Source organism: Catenulispora acidiphila DSM 44928 (genome assembly GCF_000024025.1).
Classification (GTDB): Bacteria; Actinomycetota; Actinomycetes; order Streptomycetales; family Catenulisporaceae; genus Catenulispora; species Catenulispora acidiphila.
The window spans coordinates 7,785,853-7,801,962 of the sequence record NC_013131.1; the positions used below are offsets into that span (position 1 = coordinate 7,785,853).

The following is a 16,110-nucleotide window of genomic DNA, read 5'->3' on the forward strand; positions in this document are numbered from 1 at the left end:
AGCCTAGCGGACAACCCTGTGAACCGGACCCGCGAACAATGACCGAGATCGGGTCTTGACACCCGGCGACACTCGCGCTCTGACGGCTCGTCATTGTCCCGATACGTATTCGACCCGAGTTGTCCGTCGTATTGTGGCGCCGCAGCTGGTAGAAATTTTGGTCATGTCGAAGAATGCCAGCGCCCGACGAGTCCGCCGCCGCCTCATAGCCGGGGTGGCGGTGTCCACCATGGTCAGTGCGGCTTCGGTGGCGACCACGGTCAGCGCACAGGCCGACGCGACCCCGTCCGGTGGCCAGTCGTCGCCGGCGGCGGCTCCGTCAACGCCGTCGTCGTCGAGCCAGCCGGATCCGACGTCGGGCAGCACGACCCCGGCGCCCACGCCGACCCCGACTCCCACACCGACGCCGACACCCACGCCGACTCCGACACCCACGAGCCCTCCCTCCTCGTCCTCGTCGTCGGCGCCGCCCACGACGGGCCCGACCCAGCTGCCGCCCACGCCGACGGCGCCCCCGACGACGCAGCCGGTCGTCCCCTCGGCGCCCCCGAAGACCCCGGCGCCGGCGCCCGTCAAGGTCAAGCCGGCGCCGCCGGCGGCGAACCCGGCGCCCTACATCCCGCCGCCGGACCCGGTCCCGGTCCCGGTGCACCCGCCGGCCGGCGCGGGCCAGTTCGACAACTCGCTGATCGCCACCACCGCCCTGGCCTACGTCGGCCGGTGGGGCGGGCAGGCCTGCGTGGACGCCAACCGCTTCCGCTCCGGCCAGTGCCGGGAGTTCGTGGACTGCGTGGTGTCGCTGGCCAGCGGCGGCAAGATCTGGCCGGTCGACCCGGGCGGGAACTACCAGGTCGGGTTCAGCTCGGTCGGCGCGGTCCCGGTGGCGCCCGCCGCGGCCGCCGAGGGCGACATCATCCAGATCGGCGACCACGACGAGTCCAACCCGCTGCACACCGCGATCGTGCTGACCAACCACGGCAACGGCACGTTCACCGTCGTGGACTCCAACTGGGTCGGCGAGCCGCTCGTCAAGGAACTGGTCGGCGTGCACGACTGGACGCCGCCGGCCGCCGCGCAGTTCTGGCGCCTGGGCGCGGTCAACCCGAACAACCCCGGCTGGCACATGCCGAAGGGCGGCCTCACCGGCGGCTCCGGTCTGATCGGGAACCAGGCTCCGGACACCGCGATCAACCCGCCGCCGCCGGCTCCGACGGCGAGCACGAACACCGTGAACGGACTGGCTTCCGGGATCATCACGGTGCGTTCGGCGGACGCCGATCCGGCGCACCCGGCGGTCCGCATGCAGTACTGGATCGACGGCAAGTCCGGCCAGGCGCTCGACAACGCCCCCGGCGGCGCGCTGCTCTCGCTGGACACCACGAAGCTGTCGGACGGCCCGCACGTGATCACCACGCAGGCGATGGCGGCCGACGGCGCCATCTCCCCGCTGTCGGCACCGGTCACCATCACTGTCACCAACCACCAGCTGACCATCGCCGTCGCCGCCCCGAACGCGCCGCTGCTGTCCGGCACGGTGCCGCTGGGCGTCGGCGCGGCTCCGGCCGCAGACCTGGCCACCGAGACGTTGACGCTGGACGGCGTGGCGCAGCAGGAGCCGATGACCACCAGCAACCAGCTGAATCTGGACACGACCACCCTGACCGCCGGCCAGCACCAGATCAAGGTCGCGGTGACCAACCGCGAGGGCCAGACGGTGACGTGGGGACCGGTGATCGTGACGGTCACCGGCGCGGCCACCGGACCCCGGGCCGTGCTGCCCTCGGCCACCGCCGGGCACGCCGACCTCGTCGCGGTCGACGCCACCGGGCGGCTGCTGCGCTACCCCTGGGTCTCCGACGGGACGTTCGGCGTGCCGCAGCCGGTCGCCGACGGGTTCGCGGACGTCACCTCGCTCGTGGCCGGGCACTTCGCCGGCCCGGCCGGGGCGGTCCAGCTGCTCGCGGTGCGCAAGGACGGCAGCGCGCACCTGTACAGCTTCGACGCCGCCGGCAAGGCGGTGGATCAGGGTGCTGTCAACGGGCCGATCTGGAACAACTACACGCGTCTGACCGCCGGGGTGTTCACCAAGGGCGGGCAGGAGCAGCTGGTCGGGACCGACGCCGTCGGGCACGCGCAGCTGATCACGATCACGGTTCCGCCGGCTGTCATTCCGGCCACGCCGGCGACGCCTGCCACACCGACGGTTCCGGCCACTCCCACGGCCGCGACTTCACCGGCTTCACCGGCATCGCCGACTTCCCCGGCGTCTCCAGCGTCCCCGGCCTCCCCGGCCTCCCCGGCCGGAGCGCTGCCCGGCGCCGCCACGACGTCCCTGCCAGGCTCCGGCGACACGCCTCTGTCCCGCCGCACCGACCCCCATCCGGCGGTCGCACCGGCTGCCGTGGTCACGGCGAAGCCCGCGATCACCACGGCGATCCAAGGACTGCCGCAGAGCCCGGTGCTCGCCGGCGCGGTGACCATCCAAGCCGTTCCGGGCGCCGACGGGATCGACGAGCTGGTGTCCGCCGACGCTACCGGCGCGGTCGCCACCTTCACCTTCGGCGGCGCGCAGGGATTCGTGCCGGTCGCGAGCGCGCCCGGCGCGCCCGCCGCCGTCCGGCTGCCGGCTCCGGTCGGCACCCCGGTCGTCGGCGGATTCGTCGGCAAGGACCAGGAGATCCTCGTCACGGGAGCCGACGGGCAGACCTGGCTCCTGTCGCTGGCGCATCCCGAGCGGCCGGCTCAGGGTGCTGCGTTCCAGTCGGACGCCGTGGTCCCGCCGACCCAGCCCGCGCAGAGCCAGCACCGGCTCAGCCAGCCCGCGGGATGATCGCGCGGGCTCTGCGAGCGTAGAGAAAATGGTGACAGCCGCCCGGGAACTGGGAGGTCTCCCGGGCGGCCGTCTACGCCTTGTTTATCAGGTTCGCCGTTCCGGCGCTACGGTCCCGGGCTCGCTGCGGACGGGTGACGGTTGCGCGGCCGCGCTGCTCGCGCCCTCCCCGACGCGCTCCTGACGGTGATCCGCGCACCGATCCGTCAAACGCAAAACCAACACGATGTTCGCCAGGACCAACACGGCGACGAGGGTGGCCAACACGGACGGAAGGGACATGCGCACTCCTTGCCGAGCACCACGGCCGAGGGACCGGCGCTTACGGGTGATCAGGTGCGGATGCTACCAAAGCCGGACCCGCGCAGGTAAGGCTCTGATTCGCAGGATGACCCACACTTCTTCCTAAGAATTCCCAGGGTGTTCGCCCGAGTACCCCGAGCGATGTTTTCTCCGCCCGGAATGTCGCGAAGTGCCGGATACGAAACCGCGGCGAGGCGTTGATCGGGAGCTGACCGGCCCGCAAGCCGATCAGCTCCCGCAGAGCCTCAGTGTCGCCTAGTTCTGCTTAGCGCCGTTTAATACCGCTTAGTACCGGTAGTGCTCGGCCTTATAAGGGCCCTCAATCTCCACGCCGAGGTACTCCGCCTGCTCGGCGGACAGCTCGGTGAGCTGCACGCCGAGCGCGTCCAGATGCAGCCGCGCCACCTTCTCGTCGAGGTGCTTGGGCAGGCGGTACACCGCGTCCTGGTAGCGGTCGGGCTGCGTGAACAGCTCGATCTGCGCCAGGACCTGGTTCGCGAACGACGCCGACATCACGAAGCTCGGATGGCCGGTGGCGTTGCCGAGGTTGAACAGGCGCCCCTCGGACAGCACGAGGACCGCGTGCCCGTCCGCGAACGTCCACTGGTGGACCTGCGGCTTGATCTCGGTCTTGGTCACGCCGGGGTGCGCGGCCAGGCCGGCGAGGTCGATCTCGGTGTCGAAGTGGCCGACGTTGCCGACGATCGCGTTGTGCCGCATGCGCGCCAGGTGCTCGACGCCGATGGCGCCGGTGCCGCCGGTGGCGGTGACGAAGATGTGCCCGTCGGCGACGACCTGCTCCAGGCGCGCCACCTGGAAGCCGTCCATCGCCGCCTGGAGGGCGTTGATGGGGTCGATCTCCGTGATCACGACGCGCGCGCCCTGGCCGCGCAGCGCCTCGGCCGCGCCCTTGCCGACGTCGCCGTAGCCGCAGACCACGGCGACCTTGCCGCCGAGCATGACGTCGGTGGCGCGGTTCAGGCCGTCGGGCAGGGAGTGGCGGATGCCGTACTTGTTGTCGAACTTGGACTTGGTGACCGAGTCGTTGACGTTGATCGCCGGGAACAGCAGCCGTCCTTCTCGCGCCAGCTTGTACAGGCGCGCGACGCCGTTGGTGGTCTCCTCCGACACCCCGCGCAGCCCGGCGGCGATGCGGGTGAAGCGGCGGTCGTCCTCGGCGAGGCTGTCGGCCAGCAGCCGCAGGATCTGGCGGCGCTCCTCGTGATCGCCGGGCTCCGGCTCCGGGACACCGCCGGCGGTCTCGTACTCGGCGCCGAGGTGGACCAGCAAGGTGGCGTCGCCGCCGTCGTCGACGAGCAGGTCCGGACCGCGGCCGTCGCCGAAGTCGAACAGCTGGCGGGTGCACCACCAGTACTCCTCGAGGGTTTCGCCCTTCCAGGCGAACACCGAGGTGCCGGTGGGCTTGCCGGGCGTGCCGTCCGGACCGACGACGACCGCGGCCGCCGCCTCGTCCTGGGTGGAGAAGATGTTGCAGGACACCCAGCGGACCTCGGCGCCGAGCGCGGCGAGAGTCTCGATGAGGACCGCGGTCTGCACGGTCATGTGCAGGGAGCCGGCGATCCGGGCGCCGCGCAGGGGCTGCGCCGCCGCGTGCTCGGCGCGCAGCGCCATCAGGCCGGGCATCTCGTGCTCGGCCAACTGGATCTGGAGGCGGCCGGACTCGGCCAGGTCGAGGTCGGCGACGGCGAACCGCAGGCCGCCGATCTCCTTCAGGTGGTGCTTCATGCTCGCTTTCCCGTCTTCGCATGAGGTGGTGGAACCTCGGGGAAGCACGAAGTGCGCCTCCACGAGGGAGGCGCCCTTGGGAAAGTCGTCGGGACCGAGCGTGGCGGATCCTCGAGATCCGTTGCAGCGCCTCTCAGCTCCGGCGGCGCCTGCACAAGCGGCGCGTTTTCAATGTAGCCGATCGCCTCATAGGTCGCGCAGGAACACCACGCGCGCCTCTCCCGGCCCGGCGTAGTCCTCGACGACCTGCGCGCTGAAGCCGATCGCGGTGTGGAACGCGACGCTGTTCGTGTTCACGACCCCGGTGATCGCCTTCAGCCGCGTGGCGCCCTGCGCGGCGGCGAGGCGGGCGAACTCCTCGTGCAGCCGGCGTCCCAAGCCCGTGCCGCGCGCGTCGTCGCGGGTGGCGATGAAGTGGATGTAGCCGACGTGGTCGGGGTTCACCCAGCCCATCAGGTAGCCGCGGATGCCCTCGGGGGAATCGGCGACCATACACGTCGCGCCGAACTCGTGGACGATCGGGAACATGTGCCCCCAGCGCATATCGCGCTCGCCCCAGTAGCGCGGCATGTCGGCGACGATCTGGCTGAGGTCCGCGACGGTCATCGGACGCATGGTCTCGGTCATGGGGCGATCTTGACACAGGGGCGCCGCGCCGAGTCCGGGACCGGCGGGGCGAGCGCCGGTCCCGGACCCTGTGGCGGGTCGGGCAGGTCTGTGTTTGCCGAATAGTGCCGTGTGTGCCAAGGAGCGCCGTGTTTGCCGGGTGTTGTGATGGCGTTGTCTGTCAGCTCACCGCGGCCACGGGTTCATCATGCCTCCGTCTTGGTGTCCTGCGATACACCGGTGAGCAATGGCAGGCGGCTGACGGCCCTGCCACCGACGTCCAGCTCCGCCAGCGTCGCGTCCGGGTACGGGTCTCCCAGGGGTCCGTTGGCGGAGGAAGTGCTGCGCAGCCAGGCGGTACCCGGGGTGCCGTTCGCCGTGACCAGGACGTCGTAGCACTTCCCTGGCGCCAGGATCAGCGTGCCCACGGTGGTGACGTCGGCAGCCGGGACGCCGTCCTCGCCGACGACGGTGAAGGCGTAGCCGTCCATGCGGAGCCGGTAGGAGATGTCGGCGCCGGCGTTGATCAGGCGCCACAGCTGCGTCTCGTTGGGAGCCATCGTGACGACCGGTCGCAGTTGGCTGTTGACCAGGCGGACCGTCGTGGCGGCGGCGCCGGTCTGGAAGTCCTTGAGGATGAACGTGTGGGCGATGATGTGCTGGTAGGCGGCGGGCAGCAGAGTCCGGTCGTCGCCGACGATCAGCGCGCCGGACAAGCCGGCGAAGACCTGGTTCTCAGTGCCGCTGCCGGAGCCCGTACTGGCAGCACAGTTCGCTCCCATGGCGTGCGAGTGGTACCAGTACGTGCCCTGCGGATGGTTCGCCGGGATCACGAGGTGGTAGGTGGAAGTACCGCCGGGGGCGACGCACACGAACTCGTCGCCGGAGTGGTCCGCCGGATCGAGGTGCAGCCCGTGGAAGTGCACGTCGGTGGCCACCGGGAGGTGGTTCACCAGGCGGACGTCCACCTGCGCGCCGGGGTCGAAGCGGATGGTCGGGGCGACGTAGGAACCGTTGTAGGACTGGCCGATCACGGTCTTGCCGGCCAGGTCGAACTGCGTGTCGTGGGCGTCGAGGGTGACGGTCAAATCGCCATTGGAGCCGGCGGCCATGTCGGCCTCGGGCGGGTCTTGGAACGGCGCACCGGATCCCATGCGCTGGTCCTGGTCCGTCGCCGCGGGCGAGGCGTTCAACGTCCCTGTCGAGGACGCCAACGCCACCGCGCCGGTGGCGGCGGACAAGATGGCCAGGACTGTGATCACGAGTACGGCGCGGCTTGCTATCAGGCTTCTTAACGAGGTGTCGTGGTGTCCGTTTTCGGGCGCGGGCGAGCGCCATCGATGGGCAGCGGCCACGGCGGATGTCCTTCCTGGGTGGCAGGGGCGGGAGGTGGCGGAGCCGGGTGACGCTGTGAATCCGAACCATTCGCTGAACCGCTGTAGCTTTTCAGCCATCCGTGCTCGAATTTAGGACCTGTGCGGCTTTTGGTCCAGGGGACGACGAATCGGCGCCGCGGCGGCCATACGGCAGAAACGAGCCTGAGCGTCCACTTCCTTGACGCTCGCGTCTGACGCACAGGGTTGTTCCCTAGCGTCGCGGCATGAACAGCATCTCTGTGCGGGATCAAATCTGGCCGGCGCACGCGGCGTGGGCCGACGGCGAGCTCACGGTCGCCGGACACGGCGTGCGCGCGCTCGCCGCCGAGTTCGGCACGCCGCTCTACGTGCTCGACGCCGCCGACTTCCGAGCGCGCTGCTCGGCGTGGCTGGACGCATTCCCGAACGGAGACGTGCACTACGGCGGCAAGGCGTTCCTGGCGCCGGCGGTGGTGGGGTGGTTGGCGGAGCTGGGACTGTGCCTGGATGTGTGCAGCGGCGGGGAATTGGCGGTGGCGCGCGTCGGCGGGATGCCGCCGGAGCGCGTGGTGTTCCACGGCAACAACAAGTCGGTGGCGGAGATCCGGCAGGCGGTGGCGTGGGGCGTCGGCTGCATCGTGCTGGACTCGCTGCACGAGGTCGAGCGCGTGGCGCGGGCAGCCGCAGAGGCGGGCACGCGACAGCCGGTCATGGTGCGGGTGAAGCCCGGAATCGATGCCGCCACCCACGCTTCGTTGGCGACCGGTGGCGAGCGCACCAAGTTCGGGATGTCGATGGCCTCCGGCGAGGCGATGGAGGCGGTGCGCCGGGTACTGGGGGAATCAGCACTCGAATTCATCGGGCTGCACTCGCACATCGGCTCGCAGATCTTCGACCTGGACTCGTTCGCCGAAGCCGCGCGCCGCATGGTCGGCTTCCTGCGCGACGTCGAGCGCCGGCAGGGGATCGTCGTCGGCCGCCTGGATCTCGGCGGCGGCCTCGGTATCCCTTATCTGCCCGGGGAAAAGCCCGCCTCGACTCCGGCGGATCTCGCCGACGTCCTGCACGCGGTGGTCCCTGCCGGCATCCGTCTCGCCGTCGAACCCGGTCGCGCCATCGCCGGCCCGAGCACCGTCGCGGTCTACGAGGTCGGCACAGTGAAGGGCGGCTTCGTCGCGGTGGACGGCGGCATGAGCGACAACCCGCGCCCGGCGACCTACGGCGCCGTGTACACCGCGGTCCTCGCCTCGCGGCACAGCGCGGCGCCGGTCGAGCCGGTGACGGTCGTGGGCAAGCACTGCGAGAGCGGCGACGTGCTCATCGAGGACATCGCGCTGCCGGCGGACCTGGCGCCCGGCGATCTGATCGCGATCCCGTGCTCCGGCGCCTATCAGCGTTCCACTGCCAGCAACTACAACCTGGTGACGCGGCCGCCGGTGGTCGCGGTGCACGAGAACGCGGCGCACGCCATTGTGCGCCGCGAGACTGAGGAGGATCTGCTGCGGCTCTATCCCTGAGCCAGCACTTGATCCAGGAAGGTGAGCGTACCGGCATCGGCGTCGAGCCGGGCGCGCACCCCCACCGGATAGGTCTGCATCTGGCAGTTGTGCCCGATGTTCACCCCGGCGAGCACCGGCACGCCGAGGTCGCCGAAGCGCTCGGCGAGCAGTTGGTCGAGCTGCTCGGGGTCGCCGCATTCGGAGAACGTGCCCAGGATGATGCCGCGGACGCCGTCCAGGTAGTCCTTGGCACGGCGGAACTGCGTGAATATCCGGTCGAGGCGGAACGGGAGTTCGTCGACGTCCTCCAGGAACAGGATCGCGTCGCGGACCGGGAACGAGGTGTCCGTGCCGAAGTTCGCCGCGATCAGCGTCGCGGTTCCGCCGAGCGTCAGCCCTTCGGCGACGCCGGAGACCAGAGCGCGCGAGCCCGGGAAAGTGAGCCGGCTGACCGCCGAGGGCGCGTAGAGGAGCTTCATCAGCTCTTTGAAATCGTATTCGTCAGGGCCCTGCCAGAAGCCGCTGCACGCCACCATCGGACCGAACAGTGACACCCAGCCGAGCTTGACCGCTATAGCTTCCAGCAAGGCAGTGACATCGGAGTACCCGACGACCACTTTCGGCGCGGCGGCGTTGATGCGGCTCCAGTCCATCAACTCCAGCGTGCGCTGCATTCCGTAGCCGCCGCAGGCGAGGAACACCGCGGCGTACTTGGGGTCGGTCAGGGCGCGTGTCAGGTCGGCGGCGCGTTCGGCGTCGGTACCCGCCAGGTAGTCATAGAGGCGATCGGCGCGGGTCGTGGCGAACACGTCGGGTTTGAGTCCGACGGATTCCATCGCGCGCAAGCCCGATTCCAGCTGCGGCTGACCTGGCACCGGCGAGGAGGCGCAGAGTACTGCGACGCTATCCCCCGGTTTGAGCGCGGGCGGGCGAAGCAGGGTTCGAAGCCCGGTCATGCGCGCGTCCCGGGGTCGGTCATCAGGTAGGTGGCCAGGACACCGGAGCCGAAGGCCAGACTGTCGGTGAGGACGTGCTCGTCGACGCCGTGGACGTACTGCCAGGCGTTGAAATCCTTGGGAGTGCGTCCTGGGACGAAGCCGAAGCCGGGGATGCCGATCTTGGCGAAGGCCTTGGCGTCGGTGCCGCCGGTCATGCAGAACGGCAGGACGAGCGCCTCGGGGTCGAAGGCGCGCAGGGCGGCGGCGATCGCGGCGAAGTCCGGGGCGGTGAAGTCGGCGCTGACCGGCGCGCTGTGGTCGCCGACGCGGGTGGCGTCCGGGCCGAGGAGAGCGTCGACGGTGGCGAAGAACTCGGCCTCGGTGCCCGGCAGCAGGCGGCCGTCCAGGGCGACGCTGGCCTCGGAGGGAATGACGTTGTGCTTGTAGCCGGCACGCAGCATTGTCGGGTTGACCGAGTTGCGCAGGGTGTCGGCGAGCAGCGGGGCGGCGGCTCCGAGTCCGGACAGGTCTTGCGGGGAGATCTCGCGGCCGAAGTGCTCGGACAGGCCGTCCAACAGGGCTCTGACGATCGGGACGACCCGGACCGGCCATTCGTACTCTGCGAAGCGCGTGATCAGCGCGGCGAGCTTGGCGATCGCGTTGTCGTCGTTGCGGCGGGAGCCGTGCCCGGCGGTGCCGCGCATCGTCACGGTCATCCACGCGCTGCCGCGCTCCCCCGCCGCGATCGGGTACAGGCGCGCGCCGTCGGACAGGTGCACCGAGTGCCCGCCGGACTCGCTGATCGCGCTCGCCACGCCCTCGAACAGGTCGGGGTGCTCGCGGCACAGGAAGCCGGCGCCGAAGTCGCCGGTGTCCTCCTCGTCGGCGACGAACGCCATGACGATGTCGCGCGGCGGCCGCTGCCCGGTGCGGGCCAGGTGCTGGACGAACGCGAGCATCATCGCGTCCATGTCCTTCATGTCCAGCGCGCCGCGTCCCCAGACCGCGCCGTCGCGGACGTCGCCGGAGAAGGGGTAGGACCGCCAGTCGGCGGGCTCGGCCGGGACGACGTCGAGGTGGCCGTGGACCAGCAGCGCGGGCGCGCCGGGGTCGGTGCCGGGGATGCGGACCACGGTGTTCGCGCGGCGGGGCGCCGATTCCAGGACGATCGGATCGAAGCCGGCGTCGGTGATCTGCTCGGCGACCCATTCGGCGCAGGCGCGCTCGCCGCGGCTCTCGCCGGCGCCGAAGTTGCTGGTGTCGAAGCGGATCAGGCGGGAGCAGGCGGCGACGGTGTCGGCGGCGAGCTTTTCCAGGTCGGCTTCGGCGGGGCGGGGTGTGGCGGCGGAAGCCCTGGTGTGAGGAATGCGAATGCCGGGGGTCTGAATCTCAGGAGTCTGTGTGTCAGGGCTCTCGGTCACTTGCCCGCTCCGAGGACGTCGGCGTACAGGTCGAGTTCGGCTTGCAGGCACACGGACATCGTCTCGTCCTTGCGGAAGCCGTGCCCCTCGCCGGGGAACCGGTGATAGGCGCGGACCAGCCCGGGGTTGACCCTCTCGACCGCCCACACCAACCGGTCAGCCTGGTCCGGGCGGCAGATCACGTCGTCCAGACCCTGCAGCATGATGAACGGCGCGGTGATCTCCGCGGCGTGGGCCAGCGGCGAGACCTTGGCGAAGCGCTCGGCGTCCTTGTCCGGATCGCCGATCAGGTAGTGGACATAGCGGCTCTCGAAGTCGTGGGTCTGCTCGTCGAACCAGGTCCCGGGGTCGCTGATCGGGAAGTAGACGGTCCCGCAGGCGAAGTAGTCGCTGTGCGCGAGCGCCGCCAGGGTGGCCCAGCCGCCGGCCGAGCCGCCGCGGATGCCGGTGCGCCGCGGGTCCGCGAGCCCGGCGTCGGCCAGGGCGCGCGCCACGGCGACCGAATCCTCGACGTCGGTGACGCCCCAGGTGTGGCGCAGGCGGTCGCGGTAGGCGCGGCCGTAGCCGGTGGAGCCGCCGTAGTCGACCGAGGCGACGGCGTAGCCGCGGGAGGTGAACAGCGCGAAGGCCAGGTGGCGCGTGGCGACGGTGCTGCTGGTCGGGCCGCCGTGGACGTCGATCAGCAGCGGCGGCGGGGTGTCGGACGGGCCGCGGTACCCGGGATTGGTCGGCGGGTGGTAGATGTACGGGACCTGCCAGCCGCCCTCGACCTGGACGTGGCGGCGTTCGGGGACGCCGACCCAGGCTTCGTGGGGGTACTCGGCGCGCTCGACGCAGCGGACGGTGTCGCGGCGCGCAACGTCGATGCGCAGCGGGGTCGAGGGTTCGGTGGCGCTGGCGGCGACGACGGCGATCGAGCCGGCGCTGCCGGACACGGAGCTGGCGAACTCGGTCCACCCCGGCGCGAGGTCGGTGGTCTCGCCGGTCTCGGGGTCCCACAGGATCAGCGTCTCGTCGCCGAGGCTGCGGCGCAGGACCACGCCGGCGTCGGTGACCGCGAAGGAGGTGGAGCCGACGCGCCAGATGGCGTGGCCGCACTCGGTCTGCGTCGGGAAGACGTTGGTCGCGGTCGTCTCCTCCCCGGCGAGGTCGACGCGGAACAGGTTCCACCAGCCGTCGGGATCGGCGAGCGCGTACAGGGTGTCCGCGTCGGCCCATTCCGCCTGCGCGACGGAGACTTGTGTGTCGATGCTGCCCTGGCTGTCGACGCCGCCGCTGCCCTCGTCGCCGCCGAGCACCCGGACCGGCGCGACCGCGACGCCGTCGAGGATCGAGGCGACCATCAGGTCGGTGGTCTCCCACGGCATCACGGGGTGGTTCCAGCCGAGCCAGGACAGCCGCGTGCCGTCGGGACTGAGGCGGATCGTCGACAGGAAGTGGTGCGAGCGGGCCACGATGCGCAGCGCGTCCGGATCCTCGGCGGCGGCGCCGGACAGCGGGATCGCGACGATCTCGCGCGTGGTGCGCGGCGCGGGGTCGGTCAGCCGGTTCGTCTGGGGGATCTCGTAGACCTCGCGGATCGCCCAAATCTCGGTTCCGGTCGGGCCCAGGATCATGTCGGAGTAGTTGGAGCAGCGGACGCCGTCTGGGTCGGCGGGCGTCAGCGGGACCGGGACGTCGGCGAGCCGATACAGCCGCTGATCGCGGGAGCAGGAGAACACCGCGAGGTCGGGCGTGGCGAGGTAGGGACGGCCGCCGTATCCGATGGCCTTGTTGCCGACCGGCCAGTCCGCTCCCAGCACCGAACCGACCTCGCCGTCCGCGCCGCGGCGCATCAGACCCACGGTCGCCGTCGCCGGATCCGGCGCGCACCACCAGGTCTGCTCGCCGACGACCGAGGGCCACTGCGGCGCGCCGGGCGCGGCGGCGACGTCCTCGGGCGTGATCGGCGAGGGCCAGCTGCCGTAAGGCTTGTCGACCTTTGTCACGGAGTCTCCTTGGCTCGGTCGGTGGTGCGGGTGCGGTGTTTTGGGTCTGTTCGGTGCTCTGAGTCTGTTCGTTGTTCTGGGTCTGTGCGGTGCTCCGGCTGCGGCGTCAGCCTTCCCGCCGGAGGCGGATCGGCAAGGCGTCTGCCGGGTTTTGGAGTGTGAGCGGCGAGGTTTTCGAGGCTCGCAGCCCCGGCGGCGTCCAGGTCCCACGCTGGGTCGCGTGACCCATGACCACCATGCCCGCCGTATCCGCCGGGACCGAGCCGTGCACGCCGCGGTCGCCCAGGACCTGCTCGATCCGCATGCCACACCGGTCGCGGCGTTCGTCGACCTGCAAGGGATCGAGCAGACGGCGGCGGAGCTGCGGGCCGCCTGGCCGCGCGAGACGGAGGTGCTGCACGCCTTCGCCGCCAAGGCGAACCCGATGGTGCCGATCCTCGCGCTGCTGCTCCGGCACGGCCTCGGCTGCGAGGTGAGCAGCCCCGGGGAGCTGGCGCAGGCGCGCGCCGCCGGGTTCCCGATGGCGCGGGTTGTGCTCGACTCGCCGGCGAAGACCCAGGCCGAGCTGGCGGTCGCGCTGCGGGACGGCATCGCGCTGAACATCGACAACTTCGAGGAACTGGAGCGCGTGGACCGCCTGGTCGCCGACGGCGCGGCGGCGGTGCGGGTCGGCGTACGGATCAACCCGCAGGTGGGGATCGGGTCGATCGAGGCGATGTCGACGGCCGGGCGGACGACGAAGTTCGGCATCGCGATGGCCGACCCGGGCAACCGGCAACGGCTGCTCGCGGCGTACGCGGCCCGGCCGTGGCTGCGCTGGGTCCACGTCCACGTCGGCTCGCAGGGCATCCCGCTGGAGCTGAACGCGGCGGGCGTCGCCGAGGCGGTGCGCTTCGCGCAGGAGGTCAACGCGCGGCGGGACGGGCAGATCGAGGGCATCGATATCGGTGGCGGGCTGCCGGTCGACTTCAGCACGGACGGGGACAGTCCCACCTTCGCCGATCATGTGGCGGTCTTGCGGGACGCCGCGCCGGAGTTGTTCACCGGCGGGTTCAAGGTGGTGACGGAGTACGGCCGCTCGGTGATGACGAAGAACGGCTTCATCGCCTCACGCGTGGAGTACACGAAGCGCACTGGCGGGCGCGCTATAGCGTTGACGCACGCGGGGGCACAGGTGGCGGCGCGTACTGTGTTCGCTCCTAAGTCCTGGCCACTGCGGGTGCTTGCTTATGACCGCCATGGGCTGCCCAGTACTGCGGAGCTGGAAGTGCAGGACGTCGCGGGACCGTGCTGCTTCGCCGGGGACCTCGTGGCTCGGGAGCGCAAGCTGCCGCGGCTCGCTACGGAGGACATCGTGGTCGTGCCGGATACAGGTGCGTACTACTTCTCCTCGCCGTTCCAGTACAACAGTCTGCCGATGCCGCCGGTGTTCGGGTTCGAGGTGTCGGACGGGGATGTGGTGCGGTTCCATGTGCTGCGCGCCGCGGAGAGCCTCGATGAGGTGGTGGCCCGGAGCGGGGTGCTGCCGGCGAGTCTGCGGTGAGCGGGTTCTCGCTGGTGCTGCGCGGCGGGCTCGTCGCCGACGGGACTGGCGCGCCATTGGTCCCGGCGGATGTGGCGGTGTCTCGCGGGCGGGTCACAGTGCTGCCTCCCGGAACGTTCCCTCATGATGCCGGTCCCTTTACCGAACTCATCGACGTCTCAGGCTTGGTCGTCGCTCCGGGCTTCATCGACGCGCATACACACTCGGACACTGCTTCCATCGACGCTGCGGAAGGCTTACTCGATGAGGCGCAGGTATATGCCTCGGTCCTCCAGGGGGTGACGACGGAGATCGCGGGGAACTGCGGTCATAGTGCGTTTCCCGGGAGGTATGCGGGGTTCGACGCCTTAGGGCGCGCGCATAGCGTTGTCGGGCGGGCGAACCACTTGGCGTCCCTGGTAGGGCACGGGACTCTGCGCGCTGCGGTGGTCGGGGAGGAGGCGCGCGCTGCTCGTGCGGCGGAGATCGCTTGGATGGCGGAAGCGCTAGACGAAGCTCTAACGGCGGGCGCAGTCGGGTTCTCTACTGGGCTCATCTACACGCCAGGCTCTTATGCGGATACTGCGGAGATCACTGCGTTGGCGGCAGTCGCGGCGCGCCATGGGAAGCCTTATGTGACGCACCTGCGGGACGAGATGTCGGGTGTCGAGGGCGCCCTAGAGGAAGCGGTCGCTATAGCGCGGGACAGTGGCGCGGCGCTGCACGTGTCACACCACAAGACGGCTGGGAAGTACGCATGGGGACGTACCGAGGTAACGCTGGCGCGGCTGGCTGCGCTTCGGGAGTCGGGGATGGATGTGACGTGCGACGTCTATCCCTATACAGCCGGCAGTACGGCACTAGCTGCGATGCTGCCTCCCTGGGCTCATGACGGCGGCAAGGACCAACTACTGAAGCGCCTACGCGACCCGGCTCAGCGCGATTCCCTGCGCAAGGCGATCGCCGAAGGCGTCCCCGGCTGGGAGAACACGGTCGGCAACGGCGGCTGGGACCGCATCGCCGTCGCTGGCGCCCCCCACCACCCCACCTACCAGGGCCACACCATCGCCGAACTCGCCGCAGCCGCAGGCACGGACGCGCTCGACCTGGTAGCGGACCTCCTCCTCGGCGAAGACGGCGACGTAACGATCATCAGCCACTCCATGCGCGAAGACGACGTCCAACGCGTCCTGACAGCCCCCTTCACCATGATCGGCTCCGACGGCGTCCCCACCCCCGGCCTCCCCCACCCCCGCTGGGCCGGCACCTTCACCCGCGTCCTAGGCCACTACACCCGCGACCTCAACCTCCTCCCCCTCCCCGAAGCAATCCGCAAAATGACCACCGCCCCAGCCACCCGCTTCAACCTCCCCCACCGAGGCACCCTCCGCACCGGCGCCCACGCGGACATCACAGTCTTCGACCCAGCGCACGTAGCCGACCGAGCAACCTTCGCCGAACCCCGCAGGACACCAGAAGGAGTCCACCTGGTCATAGTCGACGGCACAATCGTGGTCCGCGACGGAGCCCTAACCGGCGCACGCCCAGGACAGGTGTTGAGGTGCTGAGAACAACACGGCAGCACTCAAGCAGCAGCCACACAGACGGAGACGGTCGCGCAGTCAGCACTCGAGCAGCAGCCGATGCAGCAGCGCGAACTAGCCGCGCCGATGCCCAGCCAGCGGCGAACAGATGATGGCGCGGCAATGCTCAAGCAGCAGGCAAGCAGCAGCTGGCGCGGCAATACTCGGGACGGCCAGTGAGTAGGAGCTGGTGCAGCGAGCACAAGCTGGCGCGGCGATGCTCGGGCGATGTGCGAGCAGGAGTTGGCGCAATGGCGCTCGGGCATTGTGCGAGCAGGCGTCGGCGCGGCGATGCTGAGGCAGTCATCGAGCAGAAGCT

At 70.4% G+C, this 16,110-nt stretch carries 10 protein-coding genes; 4 read left to right on the forward strand and 6 right to left on the reverse strand.

Going from position 1 to position 16,110, the window contains the following annotated elements; all coding sequences use genetic code 11:
- The first annotated feature begins 163 nt into the window (after window positions 1-163).
- Window positions 164-2,830 carry a hypothetical protein gene (locus CACI_RS51620; protein ID WP_190276659.1) on the forward strand — a complete coding sequence of 889 codons (2,667 nt, stop codon included), beginning with the start codon at window positions 164-166 and terminating at the stop codon, window positions 2,828-2,830.
- Window positions 2,831-3,418: 588 nt separating this feature from the next.
- Here CACI_RS51620 and ahcY read toward each other — a convergent pair.
- The 3 genes from ahcY to CACI_RS33460 form a co-directional block, all read right to left on the reverse strand.
- Complete coding sequence (gene ahcY, locus CACI_RS33450; RefSeq protein WP_015795325.1) at window positions 3,419-4,879, reverse strand: adenosylhomocysteinase; 1,461 nt, start codon at window positions 4,877-4,879, stop codon at window positions 3,419-3,421.
- Between the two features lie 186 nt (window positions 4,880-5,065).
- Entirely contained in the window at window positions 5,066-5,506 is a 441-nt protein-coding gene (locus CACI_RS33455) for a GNAT family N-acetyltransferase (RefSeq protein WP_015795326.1), read from the reverse strand.
- 185 nt (window positions 5,507-5,691) lie between these two features.
- Window positions 5,692-6,747, reverse strand: a complete 1,056-nt coding sequence (locus CACI_RS33460) for a multicopper oxidase family protein (protein ID WP_049871787.1) — start codon at window positions 6,745-6,747, stop codon at window positions 5,692-5,694.
- A gap of 338 nt (window positions 6,748-7,085) precedes the next feature.
- Here CACI_RS33460 and lysA point away from each other — a divergent pair, with 338 nt between their 5' ends.
- Window positions 7,086-8,357, forward strand: coding sequence for a diaminopimelate decarboxylase (gene lysA, locus CACI_RS33465; protein WP_015795328.1), 1,272 nt, complete (start codon window positions 7,086-7,088; stop codon window positions 8,355-8,357).
- On the opposite strand, the gene CACI_RS33470 is transcribed toward lysA, so the two are convergent.
- From CACI_RS33470 to CACI_RS33480, 3 genes are read right to left on the reverse strand one after another with little or no spacing between them, the layout of a single operon-like run.
- A complete protein-coding gene (locus CACI_RS33470) occupies window positions 8,348-9,295 on the reverse strand; it encodes a S66 peptidase family protein (protein WP_015795329.1) in 948 nt (315 codons plus the stop codon). The genes lysA and CACI_RS33470 overlap by 10 nt on opposite strands.
- Window positions 9,292-10,698 carry a M20/M25/M40 family metallo-hydrolase gene (locus tag CACI_RS33475; protein ID WP_015795330.1) on the reverse strand — a complete coding sequence of 469 codons (1,407 nt, stop codon included), beginning with the start codon at window positions 10,696-10,698 and terminating at the stop codon, window positions 9,292-9,294. Before CACI_RS33475 ends, CACI_RS33470 begins: the two co-directional genes overlap by 4 nt.
- Window positions 10,695-12,686, reverse strand: coding sequence for an alpha/beta hydrolase family protein (locus CACI_RS33480; protein ID WP_015795331.1), 1,992 nt, complete (start codon window positions 12,684-12,686; stop codon window positions 10,695-10,697). The genes CACI_RS33475 and CACI_RS33480 overlap by 4 nt, the downstream gene beginning before the upstream one ends.
- A 220-nt stretch (window positions 12,687-12,906) precedes the next feature.
- Here CACI_RS33480 and CACI_RS33490 point away from each other — a divergent pair, with 220 nt between their 5' ends.
- Window positions 12,907-14,229 (forward strand): type III PLP-dependent enzyme domain-containing protein, encoded by a 1,323-nt coding sequence (locus CACI_RS33490; RefSeq protein WP_223297326.1) that lies wholly within the window; start codon window positions 12,907-12,909, stop codon window positions 14,227-14,229.
- A gap of 98 nt (window positions 14,230-14,327) precedes the next feature.
- Complete coding sequence (locus CACI_RS33495; protein WP_223297680.1) at window positions 14,328-15,776, forward strand: N-acyl-D-amino-acid deacylase family protein; 1,449 nt, start codon at window positions 14,328-14,330, stop codon at window positions 15,774-15,776.
- The last annotated feature ends 334 nt before the right edge of the window (window positions 15,777-16,110 follow it).